Genomic DNA, 22,487 nt, shown 5'->3' with positions numbered 1-22,487 from the left:
GCCAAAGTCCGGCACCGGAGCGGCTACTCTCGAATCTATGCCGGTATGGTCCAGGGCGTCACGTGCAAACGCAGAAAAGAAGGCAGAAGTGTCAGTTGGTCAAGGCCACCCGGAAGGCTCGGAAGAGCTTCGCAAATGGCTGTCCGGGCTTAAACCCGTCACTGGCGCGGACACGATGCTGCGCTTCACCAAGACCCCCGAAGGCTCCATCGACCTCACCTCGGCGCATCCCTCGGGGCTCGCCCAGCTCATGGCAGGGCGCCGCACACGCCTGTCCACGCTGATCCGGGACCGCCAGCAGTACGTCGTGGCAGCCAGGGCATCGCGCAACATCCGGTCAAAGATCTTTGAGCTCTCCAACGACCGCGGCATCGACGCCGGGTACCTGTCCGCCGGCACTGTGGTGTGGACTTCCGCCGTCGGAGGCAAACCCCAGCGCGTGTCCGCCCCCGTCATGCTGACCGCCGTATCCCTCACCGTCCGTCCGGGGGAGGACGACTTCGAGCTGCAGCTCACCGAGCAGGCGCACATCAACCCCGCCCTGGTGCGCCACCTGAAGAACATCCACGGGATCGTCTTCGACGTCAACGCCGTGACCCGCCTCGCCTACAGCACCGCACGGTTCGACCCGCAGCCCGTCCTTGACCGGTTGGCCACGCTGATCCGGCCCATCCATGGCGCAGAAACCCAGCACAACCTGCTCGTTTCGACCTTCGCCGATCTCTCCGGAAACCTGGATGACCCTTGGATCAACGACTCCCACCCCATTGTGTCCGCGCTGGCGACCGCCGCCGGGGGCGAAGTTGTGGATGTCGAAGACCCGGACCCCTCGCGTTTCCCGCACCTGGACAACAGGCATCCCAAGGACGAGCTGTTGCTGCTGGACGCGGACACGGACCAGCAGTATGTGATTGATGCGGCCCGAGCCGGTGACTCCCTCGTTGTCAGCGCCCCGCCGGGTACCGGGCAGACGCAGACCGCGATCAACACCATCGGTGCCCTGGTGGACGCCGGGAAGACGGTGCTGGTGGTTGGTGACCGCCGGGCCAGCCTGAATGAAGTCTCCGGCCAGCTCGAATCCCTGGGACTGGAATCCATCCTGTTCCAGCTTTCCGGGAACGTCACGGCGCAGCAGCTGAAGGGCCAGCTGGTGCGGGCGATTGTCCGCAACGAAAAGTCCTTGGAACCGCAGTTGGGCAACCTGCACACCACCCTGACTGAGCACCGGCACGCGCTCATGGACCACGTGGCGTCGCTGCACAACGTCCGGGACCGGTGGGGCTGCTCGCCCTACCAGGCCATGCAGTCTCTCGCGGAGCTCACCTCTATCCATCCGGCGCCGGCCACCACCGTCCGGTTGAAGCGCAGTGTCCTGGACAGCATCCGCGACCGCGAGGAGCTGGCCGGAAGGCTTCGCCGTGCTGCCGAACTGGGCAGCTTCAGCAAGGCCGCCACCACCAGCCCCTGGCACGGGGCGCGGTTGCTGACCCGGAAGGAAACCGAGGAAGCGCAGGATCTGGTCCGCTCCGTGGCCAAGAGCCTCCCGGTGCTGCGCGACCGCATGGACGCCGTCGCCGAGCACGCTGAAATCCGGCTGGGGGAGTCCTTTGCGGAATGGGGCGAGCAGCTCGAGCTGCTGGTTGCCGTCCGCGGCAGCCTGGACAAATTCACGCCGGACATCTTTGACCGGCCCGTGACGGACCTGATTTCCGCCACGGCACCGTCAGCGTGGCGCCGTGAGCGCGGCATCGAAATGACGTCCATGCAGCGTTCCAGGCTTCGGCGGGTGGCCAAGGAATACGTCCGCCCCGGCGTGCACATCGCCGACCTGCACACATCCTTGGTCCTGGTCCAGGAGCAGCGCGCCCTCTGGGCCGGGTATGCCACCACCCAACGCCATCCGGCGGTTCCGTCCGGCCTTGCCGAAATGAACGCCATGTACCGGTCGCTGGACGCGGAGCTGGAACAGCTGGGCCAGGCGCTCCGGCACACGGATGCCGGCGGGTCGCTCGCCACTGCGCCCTACGGCCAGCTGATGGAGCGGCTGGAACGCCTCGTGGCGGACACCGATACCCTCAAGACCTTGCCCGAACGCACACTACTGATCGAAAACATGCGTGAGCACGGTTTGGGCGAACTCCTTGCCGACCTCGCGGAGCGGGAAGTCCCGGAACGGTCCGTTGCAGCCGAGCTGGAATTGGCGTGGTGGCAGTCGGCCCTTGAGGCCATGATCAGCGGCGATGACTACTTGGCCATGTCCGACGGCGACGCGTTGCGCCGGCTCGAGGCCGAGTATCGGTTGGCGGACAACGCGCACATCGCCAGCGGCGCCGCACGCCTTCGCTGGGACTTGGCGGAACGCTGGCGCGGGGCGATCGCCGAGCAGCCGCGCCAGGCGGGCCTGCTGCGGAGCCTGCTCAAGGACGGCCGGGTATCGCTCCCGTCCTTGACCGCCCAGGCTCCTGACCTGATCGGCACGCTGGTGCCGGTGTGGTCTGTCAGCCCGTACCTGATGACCGGCCTGCTCCCGGCAGAGCAACACTTCGACGCCGTCGTGATCCTGGATGCCGAGGCCACGTCCCTGCAGGCCGTCCTGCCGTCGATCGCCCGTGCACGCCAGGTGATTGCGTTCGGCGACCCGCGCATCGCGTCGCCCCGGACCTTTACCGTGGGCGTGGAACGCCTCGCCGCCGGTGAGTCCGCCCACCACAGGGTGGAGAGTGCCTTCACGGCCCTCTCTGCGGTGCTTCCGGTTTGGCGGCTGAACGTGGTGTACCGGGCCGTGGACGAGGACCTCGTCCTGCAGCTGAGCAAGAACTTTTACGACGGCGGGTTGCGCCGGCTGCCCGAGGGCCAGTCGGCGACGGGCTTGGACCGGTCGCTGCTGGTGGAGTACCTGCCTGACGGAACCGGCTTGCCGAGCGCAGACCACGAGGGGGTGGAGTCGGTGGTGGCCGAGGTCAACCGGGTGGTCGAGCTCGTGTTCGAGCACGCCCGCCTGCGTCCGCGCACTTCGCTCGCCGTGGTCACCGCCAGCCTGCGGCATGCCGCCAGGATTGGCGAGTCCATCCGCCTCCAGCTGGCCAACCAGCCCGGAATGGCCGGTTTCTTCGGTGCCGGTGCTGAGTCCTTCAGGGTGGTGGACCTGGAGAGGGCCCAGGGGCTGGTTCGCGACCATGTTATTTTCTCCCCAGGTTTTGGCCGCACCCCGCACGGCCGGGCGCTGCACAACTTCGGACCATTGTCCGCGGAAGGTGGCAGGGAGAAGTTCGCCCTGGCCATGACGCGGGCGCGCCGGTCCATGCATGTGCTCACCTGCTTCCGGCCCGAGGACCTGGACCACACCAGGCTCACGCACGGGGCGGTGGACCTGTACACGCTGTTGAACCGCGAAATTTCGGGTAATACCGACCTCGGAACTCCCGCCTCCCGGGCTGCCGCCAGCGAACAGGCACTCGGTGCGGACCCGCTGGTCGCCGACTTGGGTGACCGTTTGCGCGCCCGCGGCGCCCGGGTTTGGCACCAGTACGACGGCGCCATCGACGTTGTGGCCGCGGCTGACCCGCTGAATACCATGGGCAAGGATGATGCCGACCTGCCACGACCGGTGGCGATCGAGTCTGACGGCACCGGGCAGTACCGCACCATGAGCGTCCGGGAACGCAGCAGGCTCCGCCCGGAGCTGCTGGAGCGCCTGGGATGGCGTTACATGCCGTTGTGGACCATCGAGGTATTTACCGACCCGTCGTCCTGTGCCGACCGCATTGCCGGGTACCTCGGCCTGGAAAACCTGGTGCTGCCGGGCAGGACCGGGCACTCGGCTGGATTCCTTGACGACGACGTGGACCAGGCGCTCAATGGTATCGATGCAGCACCGTCCGCCGGTGTTGCCTATCTGCCGCGGAACGCCAATGGCGGGAACCGGAGTGACTCCGGAGACCCCGCCGCGGGCATCCGCCCAAGCCAGGGCCGGCGGGCCGGTGGCCTGGACACCAAGGAGGCCAACGGCATGGTCGCGGAAGACAGTGTCTCCGACGTCAGTGTTTCCGACGTCAGTGTTTCCGACGTCAGCGTTTCCGACGACAATGGTTCCGGCAGCGATATTTCCGACAACAATGGGCCCGCGGAAGATCGGGCCGGAGAAGATATGAGCGAGAACGAGAAGACGGAAGCGGTACCTGACGGCGGAAATCCGGCAGGTGCGCCTCACTCCACTCCAGCGCCAGGGCGGGCCACCTCAGGTACCGACGCTGTGCTGCCCAGCAAGGCTGCGGAGGACGACGCCCGCAGCTGGGGCGACCGGGAGGATGACCACGACGCGTGGCTGAAGGAACAGAAACCGCCGCACTGGGGCTGACCAGCAGCGGGGCTGACGAGCAGCCAAGCCTTTGGGCCCGGGCAACCCGGAAGTTGTTGAGGAATCGTACCGTGGTGTCACGGCGGACCAACCAGGACGAAGAAGAGCCGGCCCTGCGTTGACGCTCCAGCCAGCCGGGATGACTGTTCCGCGTTTGCTGCCACCACTATCAACCCGTCGGTCTCCGTTGTACCAAGCCATTGGCCACCCTGGCCGCCCTTGTTCGAAGTCCACAGCACGGGAACCGCAGACGCCAGCACCTCGGAGGGGCCTTGCTGGTCAAACCCGTTGGCAGATGTGAGCACCACATTGACCAACTGGCCCGGGGCCACCAGCTGAATGGAGGACGGGTCCGCCATGCGGAGCGGAACCGCGGCCGAGCCCGGAGGCGTCCCAACGAGAAGGCCCGGTCCCAGGAGTTGGGCGTCGGTAACGAGCTGGCCCTTTCGTAACGGACCGGCGAGCTGCTTGCCGGCGGCTGCGGCAGTGTCTTGGAGGAAGCCCTCCGCCACCATCCCGGGCGGCACATGAACGCTGGCCAAATCTGCCGCCGTCACAGCGGTACCTGCCGGAAGATCCCGCGCAGCAGCAAGTGCTGTCACGGTCGAGAGCGGAGCCGGCGTCAGTTGATTGACAGTGATGGCCGCCGCTGCACACAGGACCAGGGCGGCGGCCAGGCGGCGGTTGCGGCCCAGCCAGGACGCAACCCGCGCCGGGATGGGGTGGTTGGCCTTGGCGGGACGGCCGGTGGTGCGGGACGTCGTGGGAATCCGGAGGCTGTCGCGGCCGCGGCGTGGATATGCAGGCATGCGCCCACGCTATGGGCAGCCGAAGCGGCAGGACAGTGGTGGCTGCGGCTATGTGGACAAAGGCGGCCGGCGCCCGAAGGTGCCGGCCGTCGTCGTCATCAGTGCTTGGGGCTAGCTGGCCGCTGCAGCCGGGGCTGGCGATGCCGCCGGCGTCGCCGGCGTCGCTGCCGGGGCGGGGGAGACCGAGCTGCCCTTGGAGTCGCGGGAGTCGGTACGGTAGAAACCTGAGCCCTTGAAAACCACACCCACGCTGTTGAACTTCTTGCGCAACGTGCCCTCGCATTCGGGGCAGGATGTCAGGCTGCTGTCCGAGAACGACTGGACGATATCGAAGGCGTGGCCGCAATCCTTGCAGGCGTAAGCATATGTTGGCACTGGTGCTCCTCCTCTTGGGCAAACGAGAGGTCCCGTGCTGCCACCCGGTAATCCGTTAGCAGTCGCAGGGCCTGAGTGCTAATTCTATCACTGCGCCCGGAAGGGACCGGGCTCAGCCGCCACCCGCCAGGCCCCGGTACCCGGAAGGCATCAGGACACCCGGGACCGGGCGGTCGAATTCCTCGGCAGGAATCCGCCCCGCGGGAAGCAATTCACTGTCGTAGATAACAGCGGCCAGCGGTATTTCCTTCCCGGCAGTGGCGAGATGCCCCAGGAAGGTGTCGTAGTAGCCGCCCCCCTGGCCGATCCTGTTGCCTGACAGGTCCACGGCAGTGGCGGGAATGATGAGCGCCGCTGCGCTTCCGGCCGCGTCGGGCCCGTGCCGTCTCCCGGCGGGTTCCAGGATGGGCGCGTACCGGCTGCGTTCGAAGCTGGTGTCCGGGGTCCAGAACACCCAGCTCAGCTCCCGGCCCGGCTCGCATACCGGAAGCAGGACCTCGTGGCCGCTGCCGTGCAGCGCCTTGACCAGCGGCATGGTGGGCGGTTCCTTGCCGACACCCAGGTAGACGCATACGGTGCCTGGGCGCCCCGCGGTGACGGATGCTGCCCAGGCTTCCCCGTGGCGAGCCAATGCCGAACCGGCGGCGTCCAGCTCCGCCTCCGTCAGCGCGGCGCGCCGGCGCCGGTGGGCCGCCCGGATATCGTCCTTCGCGGGATTCGTCTGCTCCTGCATGGTGTCCTTCCTTGGTACCGGCGTTCCGCGGCGTCACGGGCGGATGACGGCCCGCTGTGCCGGTGGTTACTGAAATGCTTGACGCTGACGTTAGATTAGTCCGGTGACTACCAGTAACCCCAGAGTCCGCAAAGCCGTCATCCCAGCAGCGGGCCTGGGCACCAGGTTCTTGCCGGCCACCAAGGCAATGCCGAAGGAAATGCTCCCCGTCGTGGACAAACCTGCCATCCAGTACGTGGTGGAGGAAGCCGTCCATGTGGGCCTGAACGACATCCTGATGATTACGGGCCGAAACAAGCGTGCACTGGAAGACCACTTCGACCGCGTGCCCTCGCTCGAATCGACGCTTGCCGACAAGGGCGACACGGAGAAGCTCGCCTCCATCCAGGCAGCCAGCCAGTTGGGCGACATCCACTACGTCCGGCAAGGCGACCCGCACGGCCTGGGCCACGCCGTGCTCCGCGCCAAACAACACGTCGGCGACGAAGCCTTCGCTGTCCTGCTGGGTGATGACCTCATCGATGCCCGTGACGAACTGCTGAGCACAATGATCGACGTGCAGGCGAAGACCGGCGGGTCCGTCGTCGCCCTCATCGAGGTGGAGCCGGCACAGATCAGTGCCTACGGCTGCGCCGACGTCCAGGAACTGGACGGCGAAGGCTATGTCCGCGTCAACCGGCTCGTGGAGAAGCCCTCACCCGAGGAAGCACCGTCCAACCTGGCGCTGATCGGCCGCTACGTCCTGCACCCCGCGGTATTTGATGTCCTCGAGCACACCGCACCCGGCCGCGGCGGCGAGATCCAGCTGACCGATGCCCTGCAGGAACTCGCGTCCGGAGACGGGGAGGGCTACGGGGTCTTCGGTGTGGTGTTCCGCGGCCGCCGCTATGACACCGGGGACAAACTCAGCTACCTGAAGGCCTGCGTCCAGCTGGCCGTCGACAGCGATGACCTGGGCCCCGGCCTGCGGGAATGGCTGCCCGGTTTCACCGCCGGCCTTTCCAGCTGACGCCGTGCGTACCGGTCCCATCTGGCCGGTCACCCTCGAATGCGGTGACCTGGTCCTGCGGCCCATCCGCTACCGCGACAAAAGGGAATGGACCGAGGTGCGGTCCAGGAACAGCGAGTGGCTGGCGCCCTGGGAGGCCTCCAACCCCGAACCGGGAGGCGGGCTGCCCGACTACCGTCATATGGTGCGCTCATTGAACGCGCAGGCGGCCCAGGCCACGGCGCTTCCATTCGTCATCACCGAGCGGACGCCGGGACTTCGGAATCCGGCCATCGTGGGCCAGCTGACGGTGTCCTCGATTGTGTGGGGTTCGGCCATGATGGCCACGCTGGGGTACTGGGTGGATCAAGCCCGGGCCGGCCGGGGGATCGCGCCCACATCCGTGGCCCTGGTGACAGACCACTGCTTCCGGACCCTTGGCCTGCACCGGATGGAAATCAACATCCGGCCGGAGAACGCGCCCAGCCTGAGGGTGGTGGAGAAGCTGGGATTTCGGGATGAGGGATACCGGCCCCGTTTCCTGCACATTAATGGCCGGTGGGCGGATCACCGTTCGTTTGCCTTGACCTCCGAAGAAGTCCCGGCGGGCCTGCTGGCGCCGTGGCTGGCGTCCCGCCCGTCATAAATCCATCGGTTTGTGGACAGGGGTACGACACACCGGGGCTAATGCGGCCTGAGCAGGCATGATGCTCATACGGTTTTGAGTGTGGACTTCCCCCTAAGCAGCTCAGTGATCCTCGTGGTTGCCGTCGCGCTCTGGATCCTTTGGGTCGCCCCGTACGTCCTCCGGAACCGAAGGCGCCAGGTCCAGGCCGCCGGCGACTTCCTGGCAGACGTCCCCGCCGATGAAAGGCCGGACCAGACCGCCGGCAAAGTGTTGAACGTCGTCGCCCAGCAGGAGAAAGCCATGGAACCCAACAAGAGCGCCGCAGCCGCTGCCGGCGCTGCCAGCACCCCGCCCCCGGCCCGGTTCCGCATCCGGTACGGCCGGACGGCAGTGGCCTTGGCGGGTCTGCTGTGCTTGGTGACCGCGTTCATCTCAGGTGTGCTCCTTCCCTTCGGTGTGGGATCGCCCGCGCTTCCCCTCACCGCCTTTGCGCTGGCTTTCGGCGCGGTGGCCCTGCTCCGCTGGCTGGCCCTCCGGGACCGCAAAGCGAAGGTCAACGCGGCCTTCCGCTCCGCCATGAATGCGCCTTCCCGGCGCCAGGAGCCGGACCCCGTCACCGTGCCCGAAACCGATACAGCTCCGGCCCGGCCGGAAAGCCCGTTGTTTGACGCCGAAGCGGGTGAGGCCAAGGCCAAACCGCTCACGGCAATGGAACTGCGTGAGGCGGCCCTCGCCGTCGCCGTTGCCGCCGGTGACACCAGTGCGGCCGCCGCGTCGGCAGTCGCTCCCGTGGGCAGTCCGTGGGAGCCTGTTGACGTTCCGAGGCCAACCTACGTTGAGGCAGCCAAAGCTGAGCGCCCCGAGCCGCTGCCACTTGAACTGCCGGAGGCTCCGAAAGCGGTTGGCAAACCGTCGCTGAAGCAGGGGGCCGCCGGTGCCGACGCCCCGGAAGCCGCGTCCCAGCCTGCGGGTTCACCTCAATTGACCAAGGCACAGAGTGCCTTGAGCAACCTCGACGACGTCCTCCAGCGCCGTCGGGCATAGGCGGCCGGCAAGCATTCCCATCCGCTGTGCCGCACCGGGCGCGTCAATTTGGTGTTGGACACGGATTATTTGTAGCCTAGGGACACCGGTTCCGCACCGGCCTGGAGTACCACGCAGGCCGCGGTCAATTCCGGGGCTATAGCTCAGTTGGTAGAGCGCTTCGTTCGCATCGAAGAGGTCAGGAGTTCGAATCTCCTTAGCTCCACCCTGCCCCCAGCGCAATGTTTATGGGCGAAACGCAGTCGAATGCCCGGGCCGTTACTGCATGGCGGGCCTAGAGTGGCCCCATGGGAATAATCATCGGACTTCTTGTCATTTGGCTCATTCTGTCCATCGTCGGCTTTGTCGTGAAGGGCCTGCTCTGGCTCGCCATCATCGGCCTGGTCCTGTTCGTCGCAACAGGTGTTTGGGGTTGGCTCAAGCGCAGGACCAACGCCTGACCTGATCCTGACGCAACGCGCCAAACGCCCAAGGAACCACCCTCCACAATGGGGTGGCGCCTTGGGCGTTTGGTTTAAATCCAGCCCTTCTTCTTGAAGATTCCGTACATGAGTGCCGCTGCGGCCACCATCAGGCCCAGCGCCATGGGATAGCCCCAGGGCCAGTGCAACTCAGGCATGTTGTCGAAGTTCATGCCGTAGATGCCGGCAACGAACGACGGTGCGAACAGGATGGCCGCCCAGGACGAGATCTTCTTGACCTGCTCGTTCTGCTCGGCGCTGACCTCGTTCTGCCGGTTTGCCGTCAGTGTCCCATCCAGGGTCAGCGCGTTCTGCAAAATGTCGCGGAAGGAGTCTGCGCGGGAGATCACCCGTTCCACGTGGTCCTCAACGTCCCGCAGGTTGTGCCGCAAATCGGTCTCCACCCCGTATTTTTCGAAACCACGCTTCAGCTGGTCCATCATTTCCGGGAGGGGATGGATGGCGCGCTGGAACTGGATGACTTCCCGGGCCAATTCGTAAATCCGCCGGGACACCGAAGAATCGCCGCTGAAGAGCTGGTCCTCGATTTCGTCGATGTCGTTCTCGAGCCCGGCCACCACCGGGGCGTAGTCGTCCACCACCCGGTCCAAAAGGGCGTACAGGACGGCTTCGGGCCCATGCTGGAGGAGGTCGGGCCGGGCCTCCAGGCGCTGCCGCACCCTGGCTACGCCGGCCGTTTCGGCGTGGCGTACCGTGACCACAAAGTTCTTGCCCGTGAAGACGTGGAGCTCGCCGAATTCCACCGTTTCGTCTGAGTCCACATACCGGGCCGGGCGCAGGACGGTAAAGAGATTGTCGTCGTACCGCTCCAGCTTGGGCCGCTGGTGGGCTGAGACCGCATCCTCCACCGCCAGGCCGTGCAGCCCGAATTCCGCCGCCACCGCCGCCATTTCGTCCGCCGTGGGCCGGTAAAGCCCGATCCACGCCATGCCACCATGCCGGGCAAGGGTTTCGAAGGTCTGCTCCAGGCTTTCGGGCTCCGCGTGGCGGACACCGTTGACGTAGACGGCGTTATCGATGATGGTCATTCAGGAAATCCTAGCGGCCGCGGACGCGGCATTGCTGAGGCCGCTGATGAGGGGCTCTGTCCGGTAGGGGATATGGGTGTGCAGGGCCAGCACCGTCTCAGTCCGGATGACCCCTTTGATCCTCAGGACCTGGCGCAGCGATGCCTGGAGATTGTGCGTGTCCGTGGCCACCACCCGGCACCAGACATCCCCGCGGCCGGAGATTTCGTGGACCTCCAGGACCTGCGGGATAAGCCGCAGCGCCGCCACCACCCCGTCCAGTTCCCGGTGGGAGACCTCGATGGTCACGAAGGCCACGACGTCATAGCCCACCGCATCCAGGTCAACCTCGCGGCCGCCCGGACGCAGGACACCTGCGCGGAGCATTCGGCGCACCCGGGACTGCGCGGTGTTCCGGGCAATACCCAGCGACTCGCTGAGTTCCCCGATCTGTATCCGCGGATCCTTGATCAGGGCCAGGAGGATCTTCAGGTCAGTGGGGTCCAACTTGTTCACGATCGTCACTCTCAACCACATTGGAATCCGATATTTGATGATTGTGCTCAATTATCCATCCAATAACTGTTGGATCGCGCAACCCTGCCGCACCCTTGAAGCATCACAGTTGTATCCGCGCCGGCGTCCCACAAGGACTGTCCGCTGCGGCGATCCCTAAGGCGGCACGATGACGGTCTTCAGTGAGCTGCGCATGCGCCCGGCAGCGGCCACCCACGCCGGGTGGAATGCCTCCACCACGGCCCGGCTGGTTATTTCGGGTGCGGTCATTTTCATGCTCCTCGTAGGCGCCAACCTGGCCACACCGCTGTATCCCCTCCTGCAGTCCAGCCTTGGGCTCTCGAGCCTGGACGTCACGGCAGCGTTTGCCAGCTACGTCCTGGCGCTGGTGGGAACCCTGCTGGTGGCCGGCCACTGGTCGGACCACATCGGACGGCGGGCAGCCCTCCTGGTTGCTGTGCTGACGGGTCTGGCCGGCGGCTGGATCTTTGCGGAAGCGCAGTCGCTCGCTGCCCTCTGTGCCGGCCGGGCACTGCAGGGAACCGCCGTGGCACTTGCCACCGGAGCCAGTGCCGCCGCCCTGCGGGAGCTGCTTCCATCCCGGCCGGAGTGGGCATCGCGCTTTACGCTCCTGGCCTCCTCAGGAGGCGTCGCCGCAGGCCCGGTCATCGGCGGCCTGCTGTCGCTGCTTCCCGGCGCCACCACGGCCCCTTACGTCGTCCACTCCCTGCTGCTCGCCGGGCTCCTGGTTCCGCTGTACCTGATCCGTGCGCGACCTGCCATCGTGGCCCCGGCACCGACGCGGCCGCTCCACGCCCTGGCGCCCCGGCGCCCTTCCGTGTCACGCCAGGCGCGCGGAGCCTTCTGGCTGGCATCCGGCGTCGGCTTCCTCAGCTTTGCAGTCTTTGGCTTCAGCCTTTCGCTGGCTCCCGGCTATTTCGCCCAGGTCCTGGCCACGGATTCCCGGCCGTTGATCGGCATCCTGGCAGGCCTGCCGCTGGGGGCTTCAGCCCTGAGCCAGCTGGTCACAGTTCGAGGCCGGTTCACGGTGCCGGCGGGCCTTGCTGTCCTTGGCGTTTCGGTGGTGATGCTGGGAGCCGCCGGTGCCTGGCACAACCCGGCGCTGCTGGTGGCAGCTGCGGTCGCCGCCGGCGTGGGGCAGGGACTGGCGTTCCGGACCGTCTTCAACGATGTCGCGGCCAGGGTGGAGCCCGCCCGGCACGCGCAGATCATCAGCACCGTCTATGTCATTACGTATCTGGGAAGCGCGGTTCCGGTCCTTGGCCTGGGGTGGGCCAGCGCTGCGGTGGGGATGGGCGCGGCGGTCCAGGGCTTCGTCCTGGTGTGCGGCGCGGCGGCGCTGGTCCTCTCCGCCGCGACGCTCGTTCAGTCCGCCAGGCGCAGCGCCGCCTGACGGCATTACCGGGCAACCCCGGTCACAGCCAGGCGCCCCGCTACTCCGGGAGCGGGCCGTGGTTGCCCTGGATGTGTTCGAAGACCAGGGTGGTTTCGGTATGGCCCACGACGGGGTCGGTAGCCAGGTTGTCCAGCACCCAGTCCCGAAGGTCTTCGGTGCTGCCGACGGCGATGTGCAGCAGGTAGTCCACCGACCCGGACGTATGGAAGGTGGAGAGGACAGCCGGCAGGTGCGGTACCCGTGCCGTGAAGCGGTCGATCTGGTCGCGGTCGTGGGCGCGGAGCCGCACGGCCACCAGTGCCTGCACAGACCTGCCGATCGCCGACAGGCTCAACTTTGCCTCGTAGCCCTGCACAATGCCCCGCTCAGACAAAGCGCGGGTGCGCATCAGGGCGGTCGACGGGGCTATTCCCACCATCTCGGCGAGTTGCTTGTTGGAGATCCGGGCATCGGCCACCAAGGCTGCCAGGAGCCGTTCGTCAATGGCATCCAGGGGTTCCAGGTGCGCCCCGGGCCTGATGTTCCTGGCATTCGTGCTCACAGCGTTTCCTTCCAACGGGTCCTCTGTTCATCCTAGACCGCAGAAACGCCGTCATCCGCGGTACAGGAGCACGCCCCGCCGAACATTCAGGCTGCCCGGCGGTGCCTTGAAGCCTGTTAATTCGAGTCGGTCCAAGGCCGTCAGGCGGCGGCGGGGTCCGTTCCAGGGTGGACGACGGCGACAGTTGCGGCCGTCAGGCACGCCAGGGCGATCACGGCTCCCGCCAGGGCGTTCCAGCCCCAGGCCTGGAAAACCAGGCCGCCGGCCCAGCCGAGCAGGCTGGAGCCAAGGTAGTACGCCAGGTTGTACAGCGACGCCGCCTGGGCCCGGCCGGTGCTGGCTATGGCGCCCGTCCAGCCGGAACCGATGCTGTGGGCCGCAAAGAAGCCCCCGGTGAACACCACCAGGCCGGCCAGGATGAGCACCAGGCTCGAGGCCAGGGTCAGGGCGAGTCCGGCCATGGCAAGGGCAAGCCCTGCCAGGAGGACGTTGCGACGCCCGAACCGGGTGGCCATGGTGGCTGCCCAGCGGGAGGAGAACGTCCCGGACAGGTACGCCAGGAAGATCAGGCTGATAACGGTGGCCGGGAGTCCAAAGGGGGCGCCCGACAACCGGAAACCGAGATAGTTGTAGACGGCCACGAAACCACCCATCATCAGGAAGGCCTGCGCATAGATGGCCAGCAAGCGGACATTGCGCAGATGGCCGCCGAGCATCCGCAGGGCTCCGCGGAGTCCGGCCACCTTCGCGGGCACGAAGCCCTGCGCCCTGGGAACGAGGACCAGGAACGCGACGGCGGCGGCTGTCGCGAGCAGGGAAACGGCCAGGGCCGCGGTCCGCCATCCCCACAGTTCGCCGACCGGGCCCGCCACCAGCCGGCCGGACAAGCCGCCCAGGGTGGTCCCGGCTACATAGCTTCCTGCCGCGAGCGCCGCGTGGGCTTTGCTGACCTCCTCGTTGAGATAGGCGATGGCAATCGCGGGGATGCCGCCCAAGGCCATTCCTTCCAGCAGTCGCAGGGCCAGAAGCATCGCGAACCCGGATGACAACGGCACCAGCAGTCCCAGGACGGTGGCCGTGGAAATGCCCCACATCATGGCTTTGACCCGGCCGATCCTGTCCGCCAGGAAAGACCAGGGAATGACGGTGGCTGCCAGGCCAACGGTGGCCAGCGAGATGGTGAGCGCGGCTTCGGCGGCGGTGACCTGCAGGTCGGATGCCAGCAGCGGGAGGACGGCCTGCGTGGAGTAGAGCTGCGCGAACGTCGCCACACCCGCGCAGGACAGTCCGGCGAGGATGCGCCCGTAGGCCTTGGATCCCTTGGCGTGGCCGGTCCAGCGTGGGGGAGCGGCAACGCCGCCGCGCTGAGTCTTTGGCATCCCGCCAGCGTAGTCCCGCCCCAACTGATGCATCCAATGCATGTTTTATGTCAAACTCATAGCAAAACCGAATTTGCCGACCAGATGCGCCGCCCCGCTGGCCGCTCGGAAGACAGGCGTTCCCCGGCGGGCAAGGAAGGAAGCGGAAGTGGAACCGGACCGCAAGCAACTGGCGCAGCTCCTGCCGCTTCTTCCGGTCCTGGCTGAACTCGGCCGGACCGAGCACGTCACGGAAACCGCCGAGCTTCTGGGCGTACCCCAGTCAACGGTGAGCCGAGCGCTGGCCCGGGCAAGTGCCGCCGTCGGCACCGAGCTCCTGGTGAGGGACGGACGCGGCGTCCGCCTTACCCCTGCCGCGCGCACGCTCCTGCCCTACATCGAGCAGGCGCTCGCGGAGTTCCAGGCCGGATTGGATCTGGTGCGCAATGAGTCCGAGGTGGTCCGCGGGACGGTTTCCGTGTCCTTCCAGCACACCTTCGGCGAGGCCACGCTGCCCCTGCTGATCAGCACCTTCCGCGCCCGGCATCCCGGGACCGGGTTCCGGCTGAGCCAGGGCGCAAGGGACTCCTGCATTGAGGAACTGGCAGCAGGGGAAGCCGACCTTGCCCTCACGGCTCCGGTTGCCGCCCCTGGACGCACCCTTGATTCGGCGGCGCTGTACCGTGAGCCGCTCCGGCTGGTGGTCCACCATGCCCACCCGCTGGCGCGGCAGCGGACGGCCCGGCTGGCTGACATCAGGACCGAGCCATTCGTAGCGCTCGGCCCAGGCTATGGTCTGCGCTCCCTGACGGACGCCCTGTTCCGGGACGCCGGGTTCCGGCCGCGCATCGCCTTCGAAAGCCAGGACTCCCACACAGTCCGCGGGATCGTCTCAGCCGGGCTCGGCGTCGGCATCCTGCCACCCGCCGCAGGGGCACCGGGCTGGACCGGCCGCCCCAAAACCGGAGACCTCGGTTGGGTGGAAGTACCGCTGGATTCCCGGCTGGCCTTCCGGGAGGTCGGCGTCAGCTGGCGGCGCAGGAAACCCGGCGCCGAGCCTGCGCCGGCACGCTTGTTCCGCGAACTGGTGGTGGCCGAAGGCCCGGGCCTGGTGGCCGGCCTGGCCACCCGGGCAAGTACCCTTGTGACGTGACGAACACCCAGAACACCCCCACCACCCACGCCGGGCCCGCTGACAATCCCGCCAATCCACTGCACGGCATCACGATCGGGCTGGACATCGGCGGCACCAAGACGCATGGCGTCCGCTTCGAGGACGGCATCCCCGTCGCCGACGAGTCCGCCGGAAGCTCCAACGTCCAGAACGTCACCCGGGATGAGGCAGCCCGCAACCTGGCGGACCTCTTCGCCCGGATCGGAGCCGGCCCCGTGGCACGGGTATACGCCGGATCCGGTGGCATCGACACCGACCAGGACGCCGCCGCCCTTGCCGGCCTGATCCAGCCCCTCGTCCCGGGGGCCACCGTCACCGTTGTGCACGACTCGCGCCTCCTGCTCGCCGCCGGGCGGGCCGGAACAGGAGTGGCGGTCATTGCGGGCACCGGCTCGGCCGCCTGGGGACGCAATGCCGACGGCGGCGAGGCCAGGGCAGGCGGTTGGGGCTACCTTCTCGGGGACGAAGGCAGCGGCTATTGGCTGGGCAGGGAAGCGGTGCGGCACAGCCTGCGCCGGATGAACCAAGGACTGCCGATCGATCAACTCACTTCCGCCCTGCTCAAGAGCTGCGGACTGGACCACCCGAACAAGCTCATAGCGCTGTTCCACTCACCCGAAACCGGGAGGCGGTTCTGGGCGCAGCAGGCCAGGCACGTCGTGGAGGCAGCAGCAGAAGGACACGGGGACAGCGCAGCCCTGCTGGAACAGGCCGGCAAGGACCTTGCCGCGCTGGCCGGCCAGGTGCTGACACAGTTGGGACTCCACGGTCCGGTGATCCTTGGCGGCGGCCTGGGCATGAACGTGGTGCCCCTGCAGGACTCCTTCCGCCGGAATTTGGCCGACGCCGGAGTCACGGACGTCAGGGTCCTGGACCAGGAACCTGTCTTCGGTGTGCTGGAGCTGGTGGCCCGGCCCGCCTAGTCCACGGTGCGTTTCCGGGGCGTCAGCCGGACCCCCGGAAGGGGCGGGGCCGGGATGCGGCCGGCTTCGGCCCCGGCATCCGGCCCGTGTCCGTGCACCAGGCCGTAGCGGGCGCCGGCGGCCATGGCGTCCGGAAGTGTTGCCTGGGCCTCCCAGTCCCCGCGGGCCTGTTCCACTTCCTCGTGCGTGCGGCCCACGAAGTTCCACCACATCAACAGTTCCTCGCCGAAAGGCTCACCGCCGATCAGCAGGAATCGGGTGCCCGGGCGTGCCTGGACCTCCAGTTCGCTCCGCCCGGCGCCCAGGTAGCCCAGCGGCCCCGCAGGCAGATCCTGCCCGTCCACCGCCAGGCCGCCGTCGAGCACCAGGACACCGTGCTCAAAGTCCGGGTTCAGCGGCAGAACCGCGTCCCCTTCACAGGCGACGTCTGCGCCCACAATTGGCGAGTACATCGTGGCGGAAGACACCACGCCGCCAAACTCACCCACCATGACCGTGGCTGAGAACCCGCGGCCATCCGCCACCGGCAACTCCCGGTGTTGTTCGAAGGCAGGCGCCCGGTGCCGGTGGGCATCGGGAAGCGCAACCCAAAGCTGCAGGCCCCGCTGCAGCGGCAACCCGCCGCCGTCGGCAGGAAGCACTGCGAACTCGGAGTGCGACACCCCGTGCCCGGCAGTCATGATGTTCAGCTCTCCAGGCCGAACAACCACGTCACTGCCCACGCTGTCCCGGTGCCGGATATGTCCTGCCAAGGGCCACGTCACGGTCTGCAGCCCGATGTGGGGATGGGGAAGGACCGACATCGCTGTCCGGTCCGGACCAAAACTGTCCAGGAAGCACCATGCCCCGATCGTCGGCAACCCGCGCTGCGGCAATGTGCGTTTGACGTTCATGGCGCGCACCCCGCCCAGCGGCACCTCGCGCTCCGGCCACAACTGCAGGCAGGGTCCGGATCTCCCTTCCGCCGGGGCCGGGGGACAGATTTCCTGCTGGGGTGAAACTTCCAAATTGGTCACGCCTCCACTTTAGGCGGGCCCCGGCCGGCCGGACATGCTCTTTCCCGCCCGGATACCCATCCGCCCCCGCCGCGGCACCGAATGGTCACAGTAGGGATTCCTTTGTGGGGTTTGGGGCCAGATCTGGTGAACCCGGCCCCTGATTGGGTTACCGTAACTATCAGCGTGCTGATGGCAAAGTCGCGGTGCTGGGATCAGCCCGTCCGAGAGAACAGGTAAGTCCGCACCATGGACCAGGCGATGATCGAGTTCCAGAGCGTCACCAAGCAGTACCCCGGCGGCCAGCCTGCCGTGGACGGGTTGTCCATGTCCATCGCCAAGGGCACCATTACCGTCTTTGTCGGTCCTTCCGGTTGCGGCAAAACGACGTCGCTCCGGATGATCAACCGCATGGTGGAACCAACGTCGGGAACCATCACGGTGGACGGCAAGGACGTCACCTCCGTCCCGGCCGCGGAACTGCGCCGCTCCATGGGCTACGTCATGCAGTCGGCGGGGCTGCTGCCGCACCGGTCGGTCCTGGACAACATCGCCACCGTCCCCCGGCTGAACGGTGTCTCAAAGGCTGACGCCCGCAAACGCGCCTCGGAACTCCTGGACGTTGTGGGCCTTGCGTCGTCCCTTGGCAAGCGCTACCCCTCCCAGCTCTCCGGCGGGCAGCAGCAGCGCGTCGGCGTTGCCCGCGCCCTCGCAGCAGACCCACCGGTGCTCCTTATGGACGAGCCGTTCAGTGCCGTGGACCCCGTGGTGCGTGACGAACTCCAGCAGGAACTGCTGCGCCTGCAGAAAGACCTCGCCAAGACCATCGTCTTCGTCACCCACGATATTGACGAGGCCACCATCCTCGGGGACAGGGTGGCCGTCTTCGCTACCGGCGGCAAACTGGCCCAATACGCTACTCCGGAGGAGATCCTGCGGGCGCCCGCCAACAATTTCGTCGCCTCCTTCGTGGGGCGCGACCGCGGCTTCCGCCACCTTGGGTTCACCCCGTCCGACGGCGTGGTCCTGCACCCCGTGCCGACAATTATCCGGGGCGCCCAGGGAAACGTGTCGGACCACGGCGCGGCCGGGGGCTGGCAGCTGGTGGTGGATGCGGACAAGCGGCCCCTGGGATGGTCGGCACCCGGCACCGAAACTGAACTTGTTCCCGGCGGGTCGCTGTTCCGCCCCGGCGAGAGCCTGCGGCGGGCCTTGGACGCGGCCCTGTCATCGCCGTCGGGCCTTGGTGTTGCCGTGGACCCCGACGGCCGGGTGCTGGGGGTAGTCCGCGGCGGCGAGGTCCTGGCACTGATCGAGGAAGCGCGGCAGCTGCGGCAGGCGGCACTCTGATGGAGTGGTTCCTGGCCAACAGCGGCATGGTCTTCGAGCGCGGCGGCCAGCACCTGGTCCTGGCGCTTGTTCCCATGGTCCTGGGCCTGGTGATCTCCGTTCCGCTCGCCCAGCTGGCCAGGCAGAGTGGTGCGCTGCGCTCTGTGGTACTGACGGCGTCGTCGCTGCTGTACACCATTCCCTCGCTGGCACTGTTCATCATCCTCCCCACCATCCTGGGCACCCGCATCCTGGACCCCGTCAATGTCGTGGTGGCGCTCACCATCTACGCTGTGGCGCTGCTGGTTCGCGCGGCGCTGGACGCCTTCGACTCGGTGGACGCCGAGGTCAGCCAGGCCGCCCAGGCCATGGGATTCAAGCCGCTGGCACGCTTCCTGAAGGTCGACCTGCCGCTCTCCCTTCCGGTGATGTTCGCCGGGTTGCGCGTCGTGTCCGTCAGCAACATCTCCCTGGTCAGCGTTGCCGCCCTGCTGGGGGTCGGCAACCTGGGCATGCTCTTCACTGACGGGCTCCAGCGCGACTTCGTCACCGAGGTGGTGGTGGGGATCGTCGCCATCCTGGTCCTGGCGCTGGTCATGGACGCCCTCCTCGTCCTGCTGGAACGTGTCCTCACACCGTGGGAACGGACGGGCAAACGGCGCGGACGCGGGGACGGCGGCAGCCACACCGAGGCATCAACCGCCGCAGGCCCCCTCGCCGCAAGCGGGACGGGAGGGGGAGCATGAGCAACGTCATCTCGGACACCGTTGCCTGGCTCGCCGACCCGATGCACTGGTCCGGAAGCATGGGCATCCCCACCCGCGTGGTCGAGCACCTTCAGTACACCGGGCTGGTCATGCTGATCGCCACCGCCATCGCGGTCCCGGTTGGATTGTTCGTTGGCCATACCGGGAGGGGGAGGGTGGCTGTGGTGGCCCTGGCAGGTGCGCTGCGGGCCCTGCCCACCCTGGGCCTGCTGATCCTGTTCGTGCTGCTGGCCGGCATTGGGCTGATGCCCCCGATCTGGGCCCTGGTGATCCTCACCGTCCCACCGCTCCTGGCCGGGACGTACGCCGGTATCTCCAGCGTGGACCGCAACGTGGTGGACGCCGCAAGGGCCATGGGCATGACCGAACTGCAGGTCCTGTTCCGGGCCGAGTTGCCCAATGCCCTCACGGTCATGTTCGGCGGCTTCCGGACCGGCGTGCTGCAGGTGATCGCCACGGTTTCCGTGGTTGCCTACATCAACCTGGGTGGCCTGGGCCGCTATCTCTTCGACGGCCTGGTCCTGAGCGACTTTCCCCAGATGCTGGGCGGGTCCCTGCTTATCGCTGTCCTGGCCATCGCCGTGGACCTGGTCCTGTCCCTATTCCAGAGGCTGTTCCTGGCAACAGGCACCTCGAAGCAGTCCCACCGCAGCCAGGAGGCTGCGGTTGATCTCACAGACCCCGTGGTTGCGGAGACTGTTGTACAAGGAGGTAAGTCATGAAAGATAGCCGTCCCCCACGCCTCGGCAGGCGGGCCTTCGGCGGCCTGGCCGCCGGGCTTGGCTTGGCAATGGCGTTGTCCGCCTGCGGTGGTTCGTCCAATCCGCTGAGCAACGCGCCGGCATCCAGCGGCGGCGCCTCCGGCGGGGCAACGTCCCTGGTGGTTGGTTCCGCTGATTTCCCGGAGAGCCAAATCATCGCCGAACTGTATGCCGGCGCCCTGAACGCCAACGGAATCACCGCCACCACCAAGCCGAACATCGGCTCCCGCGAGGTCTACTTCAAGGCCGTCCAGGATGGTTCCGTGGACGTGGTACCGGACTACAGCGGCAACCTGCTGCTCTACGTCAACAAGGAAGCCACCGAGGTTTCCGCCGGCGACATCGCCAAGGCACTGCCGGGCAAGCTCCCGGACGGCCTGGCCGTGCTCGACGCGTCCAAGGCCGAGGACAAGGACGCCATGGTTGTCACCAAGGCAACGGCGGAGAAATACCAGCTGAAGTCCATCGAAGACCTTGCCAAGGTCTGCAGCGACATCGTGGTGGGTGCTCCGGCCACGTTCGGTGAGCGCGCATACGGCCTGCCGGGCCTGAAGAAGAACTACAACTGCGTGCCCAAGAAGCTGGAGCCCTTCAGCGACGGCGGCGGCCCGGTGACGCTCAAGGCGCTCCTTGAGAACCAGGTTCAGGTGGCCGATATCTACACCACCACGCCTTCGATCGCCGACAACGACCTGGTGGTGCTTGAGGATCCGAAGAACAACTTCATCGCCCAGCAGGTCCTGCCGCTGTACAACAAGGCGAAGATGACGGACAAGGCAAAGCAGGCCCTGAACTCCGTGTCCAGCATCCTCACCACCGATGACCTCATCAACCTGAACCGGGCTGTCAGCGGCAGCCAGAAGCAGGATGCCAAGACGGCAGCAGCCGCCTGGCTCAAGGACAAGGGCATCGTCAAGTAACAGCCCGCCCTTCCCCTCCCGGCCGGGGAGGAGCAGGTGATCACGACGGCGGCTGCCGGACTTCCAAAGGTCCGGCAGCCGCCGTCGTGCGTGTGGCGGAGGTCTCAACGGTGATGCATCCTTCCTGTGGCATATTTGAGGGATGGCAGAATTCAGGCAGTCCACGAAGCTCAACAACGTCCTCTATGACATCCGTGGACCGATCCTGCAGGCCGCCCAGCAGATGGAAGCGGAGGGCCACAGGATCCTCAAGCTGAACATCGGCAACCCTGCGCCGTTCGGATTCGAGGCCCCGGACGCCATCCTCGTGGACATGATCCGCCACCTGCCCCACGCCCAGGGCTACAGTGACTCCCGCGGCATCTTTTCCGCACGCACCGCCGTGTCGCAGTACTACCAGACCCGCGGTATCCAGAACATCCACGTTGATGACATCTACCTTGGCAACGGCGTCAGCGAGCTCATCACCATGTCCCTGATGGCGTTGCTGGATTCCGGTGACGAGGTCCTCATTCCCACGCCGGACTACCCGCTCTGGACCGCCTCCGTGGCGCTCGCCGGCGGCAAACCGGTCCACTACCTGTGCGATGAGGAGTCCGGCTGGCAGCCGGACCTTGAGGACATGGAAGCGAAGATCACGCCCCGCACCAAGGGAATCGTGGTGATCAACCCCAACAACCCCACCGGCGCCGTCTACCCCGAAGCCACGCTGAAGCGCATCGTGGAGCTGGCCGAGAAGCACGGGCTGGTGATCTTTGGCGACGAGATCTACGAGAAGATCCTCTACGAGGACGCCGTCCACGTGAACCTCGCCAAGCTCACTGGCGACGACGTCCTTTGCCTGACCTTCAGCGGCCTGTCCAAGGCGTACCGGGTGTGCGGCTACCGGGCCGGGTGGATGGCCATCTCCGGGCCCAAGAAGGAAGCCGCCGACTACCTGGAAGGCATCAACCTGCTGGCCAACATGCGGCTCTGCGCCAACGTCCCGGCCCAGCACGCCATCCAGACCGCACTCGGCGGCTACCAGAGCATCAACGACCTCATCCTTCCGGGCGGCCGCCTGCTGGAACAGCGCAACAAGGCCTACGACATGCTGAACGCGATTCCGGGTGTCAGCACGCAGCAGGCAAGGGGCGCGCTGTACCTGTTTCCGCGCCTTGACCCGGAGGTCTACCACATCAGGGATGACGAGAAGTTTGTCCTTGACCTCCTGAGGGAACAGAAGATCCTGGTGTCGCATGGCCGTGCATTCAACTGGGTGCGGCCGGACCACTTCCGCATGGTCACGCTGCCGAATGTGAAGGACATTGAGGAAGCCATCGGCCGGATGGGGGACTTCCTAAGCCGGTACCAGGGGAACTAG

Annotated in this window: 21 protein-coding genes and 1 tRNA gene; 14 read left to right on the top strand and 8 right to left on the bottom strand. The window is 66.8% G+C overall.

Translation table 11 applies throughout. From position 1 onward, the window contains the following. The first annotated feature begins 37 nt into the window (after nucleotides 1-37). The gene (locus C563_RS0101955) at nucleotides 38-4,357 is read left to right on the top strand and encodes a DUF4011 domain-containing protein (protein WP_043423637.1); all 4,320 of its coding nucleotides are present in this window, start codon (nucleotides 38-40) and stop codon (nucleotides 4,355-4,357) included. Between the two features lie 77 nt (nucleotides 4,358-4,434). Here the strand turns inward: C563_RS0101955 and C563_RS0101950 are convergent, their stop codons facing one another. The 3 genes from C563_RS0101950 to C563_RS0101940 form a co-directional block, all read right to left on the bottom strand. Beyond that, entirely contained in the window at nucleotides 4,435-5,166 is a 732-nt protein-coding gene (locus tag C563_RS0101950; protein ID WP_018760359.1) for an RcpC/CpaB family pilus assembly protein, read from the bottom strand. A gap of 111 nt (nucleotides 5,167-5,277) precedes the next feature. Continuing rightward, nucleotides 5,278-5,541: an FmdB family zinc ribbon protein gene (locus C563_RS0101945; protein ID WP_018760358.1), complete on the bottom strand. Its 264-nt coding sequence runs from the start codon at nucleotides 5,539-5,541 to the stop codon at nucleotides 5,278-5,280. 112 nt (nucleotides 5,542-5,653) lie between these two features. Continuing rightward, nucleotides 5,654-6,274, bottom strand: coding sequence for a 5-formyltetrahydrofolate cyclo-ligase (locus tag C563_RS0101940; protein WP_018760357.1), 621 nt, complete (start codon nucleotides 6,272-6,274; stop codon nucleotides 5,654-5,656). Nucleotides 6,275-6,377: 103 nt separating this feature from the next. Between C563_RS0101940 and galU the strand changes: the two genes are divergently transcribed. The 5 genes from galU to C563_RS22530 all read left to right on the top strand — a co-directional run bounded on the left by galU (nucleotide 6,378) and on the right by C563_RS22530 (nucleotide 9,374). Beyond that, nucleotides 6,378-7,283: a UTP--glucose-1-phosphate uridylyltransferase GalU gene (gene galU, locus C563_RS0101935; RefSeq protein ID WP_026264278.1), complete on the top strand. Its 906-nt coding sequence runs from the start codon at nucleotides 6,378-6,380 to the stop codon at nucleotides 7,281-7,283. Between the two features lie 4 nt (nucleotides 7,284-7,287). Next, nucleotides 7,288-7,908, top strand: coding sequence for a GNAT family N-acetyltransferase (locus C563_RS0101930; protein WP_018760355.1), 621 nt, complete (start codon nucleotides 7,288-7,290; stop codon nucleotides 7,906-7,908). A 105-nt stretch (nucleotides 7,909-8,013) separates the two neighbouring features. Next, nucleotides 8,014-8,934 carry a hypothetical protein gene (locus tag C563_RS0101925; protein WP_018760354.1) on the top strand — a complete coding sequence of 307 codons (921 nt, stop codon included), beginning with the start codon at nucleotides 8,014-8,016 and terminating at the stop codon, nucleotides 8,932-8,934. Nucleotides 8,935-9,066: 132 nt separating this feature from the next. After that, nucleotides 9,067-9,139 (top strand) — tRNA-Ala (locus C563_RS0101920). Between the two features lie 82 nt (nucleotides 9,140-9,221). Then, nucleotides 9,222-9,374: a hypothetical protein gene (locus C563_RS22530; protein WP_018760353.1), complete on the top strand. Its 153-nt coding sequence runs from the start codon at nucleotides 9,222-9,224 to the stop codon at nucleotides 9,372-9,374. 74 nt (nucleotides 9,375-9,448) lie between these two features. Here the strand turns inward: C563_RS22530 and corA are convergent, their stop codons facing one another. Together corA and C563_RS0101905 are read right to left on the bottom strand one after the other, a co-directional pair. Next, a complete protein-coding gene (gene corA / locus C563_RS0101910) occupies nucleotides 9,449-10,444 on the bottom strand; it encodes a magnesium/cobalt transporter CorA (RefSeq protein ID WP_018760352.1) in 996 nt (331 codons plus the stop codon). Continuing rightward, entirely contained in the window at nucleotides 10,445-10,939 is a 495-nt protein-coding gene (locus C563_RS0101905) for an Lrp/AsnC family transcriptional regulator (protein WP_196803301.1), read from the bottom strand. A gap of 169 nt (nucleotides 10,940-11,108) precedes the next feature. Here C563_RS0101905 and C563_RS0101900 point away from each other — a divergent pair, with 169 nt between their 5' ends. Continuing rightward, nucleotides 11,109-12,353, top strand: a complete 1,245-nt coding sequence (locus C563_RS0101900; RefSeq protein WP_018760350.1) for an MFS transporter — start codon at nucleotides 11,109-11,111, stop codon at nucleotides 12,351-12,353. Nucleotides 12,354-12,393: 40 nt separating this feature from the next. Here the strand turns inward: C563_RS0101900 and C563_RS0101895 are convergent, their stop codons facing one another. Continuing rightward, entirely contained in the window at nucleotides 12,394-12,897 is a 504-nt protein-coding gene (locus C563_RS0101895) for an Lrp/AsnC family transcriptional regulator (protein WP_018760349.1), read from the bottom strand. A gap of 140 nt (nucleotides 12,898-13,037) precedes the next feature. Then, nucleotides 13,038-14,276, bottom strand: a complete 1,239-nt coding sequence (locus tag C563_RS0101890) for an MFS transporter (protein ID WP_018760348.1) — start codon at nucleotides 14,274-14,276, stop codon at nucleotides 13,038-13,040. 148 nt (nucleotides 14,277-14,424) lie between these two features. Between C563_RS0101890 and C563_RS0101885 the strand changes: the two genes are divergently transcribed. Further along, nucleotides 14,425-15,408: a LysR family transcriptional regulator gene (locus C563_RS0101885; protein ID WP_018760347.1), complete on the top strand. Its 984-nt coding sequence runs from the start codon at nucleotides 14,425-14,427 to the stop codon at nucleotides 15,406-15,408. Then, entirely contained in the window at nucleotides 15,405-16,352 is a 948-nt protein-coding gene (locus tag C563_RS0101880; protein WP_018760346.1) for an N-acetylglucosamine kinase, read from the top strand. Before C563_RS0101885 ends, C563_RS0101880 begins: the two co-directional genes overlap by 4 nt. Here the strand turns inward: C563_RS0101880 and C563_RS0101875 are convergent. Beyond that, entirely contained in the window at nucleotides 16,349-17,368 is a 1,020-nt protein-coding gene (locus C563_RS0101875) for a pirin family protein (protein WP_026264276.1), read from the bottom strand. The genes C563_RS0101880 and C563_RS0101875 overlap by 4 nt on opposite strands. 228 nt (nucleotides 17,369-17,596) lie before the next feature. Between C563_RS0101875 and C563_RS0101870 the strand changes: the two genes are divergently transcribed. The 5 genes from C563_RS0101870 to C563_RS0101850 all read left to right on the top strand — a co-directional run bounded on the left by C563_RS0101870 (nucleotide 17,597) and on the right by C563_RS0101850 (nucleotide 22,487). After that, nucleotides 17,597-18,697 carry an ABC transporter ATP-binding protein gene (locus tag C563_RS0101870; RefSeq protein WP_018760344.1) on the top strand — a complete coding sequence of 367 codons (1,101 nt, stop codon included), beginning with the start codon at nucleotides 17,597-17,599 and terminating at the stop codon, nucleotides 18,695-18,697. After that, complete coding sequence (locus tag C563_RS0101865) at nucleotides 18,697-19,422, top strand: ABC transporter permease (protein WP_018760343.1); 726 nt, start codon at nucleotides 18,697-18,699, stop codon at nucleotides 19,420-19,422. The genes C563_RS0101870 and C563_RS0101865 overlap by 1 nt, the downstream gene beginning before the upstream one ends. Next, nucleotides 19,419-20,165 (top strand): ABC transporter permease, encoded by a 747-nt coding sequence (locus C563_RS0101860; RefSeq protein ID WP_018760342.1) that lies wholly within the window; start codon nucleotides 19,419-19,421, stop codon nucleotides 20,163-20,165. Before C563_RS0101865 ends, C563_RS0101860 begins: the two co-directional genes overlap by 4 nt. Then, a complete protein-coding gene (locus C563_RS0101855; RefSeq protein ID WP_018760341.1) occupies nucleotides 20,162-21,124 on the top strand; it encodes an ABC transporter substrate-binding protein in 963 nt (320 codons plus the stop codon). The genes C563_RS0101860 and C563_RS0101855 overlap by 4 nt, the downstream gene beginning before the upstream one ends. 142 nt (nucleotides 21,125-21,266) lie before the next feature. Then, a complete protein-coding gene (locus tag C563_RS0101850; RefSeq protein WP_018760340.1) occupies nucleotides 21,267-22,487 on the top strand; it encodes a pyridoxal phosphate-dependent aminotransferase in 1,221 nt (406 codons plus the stop codon).

The sequence above is a fragment of the Arthrobacter sp. 135MFCol5.1 genome (assembly GCF_000374865.1).
Taxonomy (GTDB): domain Bacteria; phylum Actinomycetota; class Actinomycetes; order Actinomycetales; family Micrococcaceae; genus Arthrobacter.
This window is presented reverse-complemented; position numbering and strand designations above follow the sequence as displayed.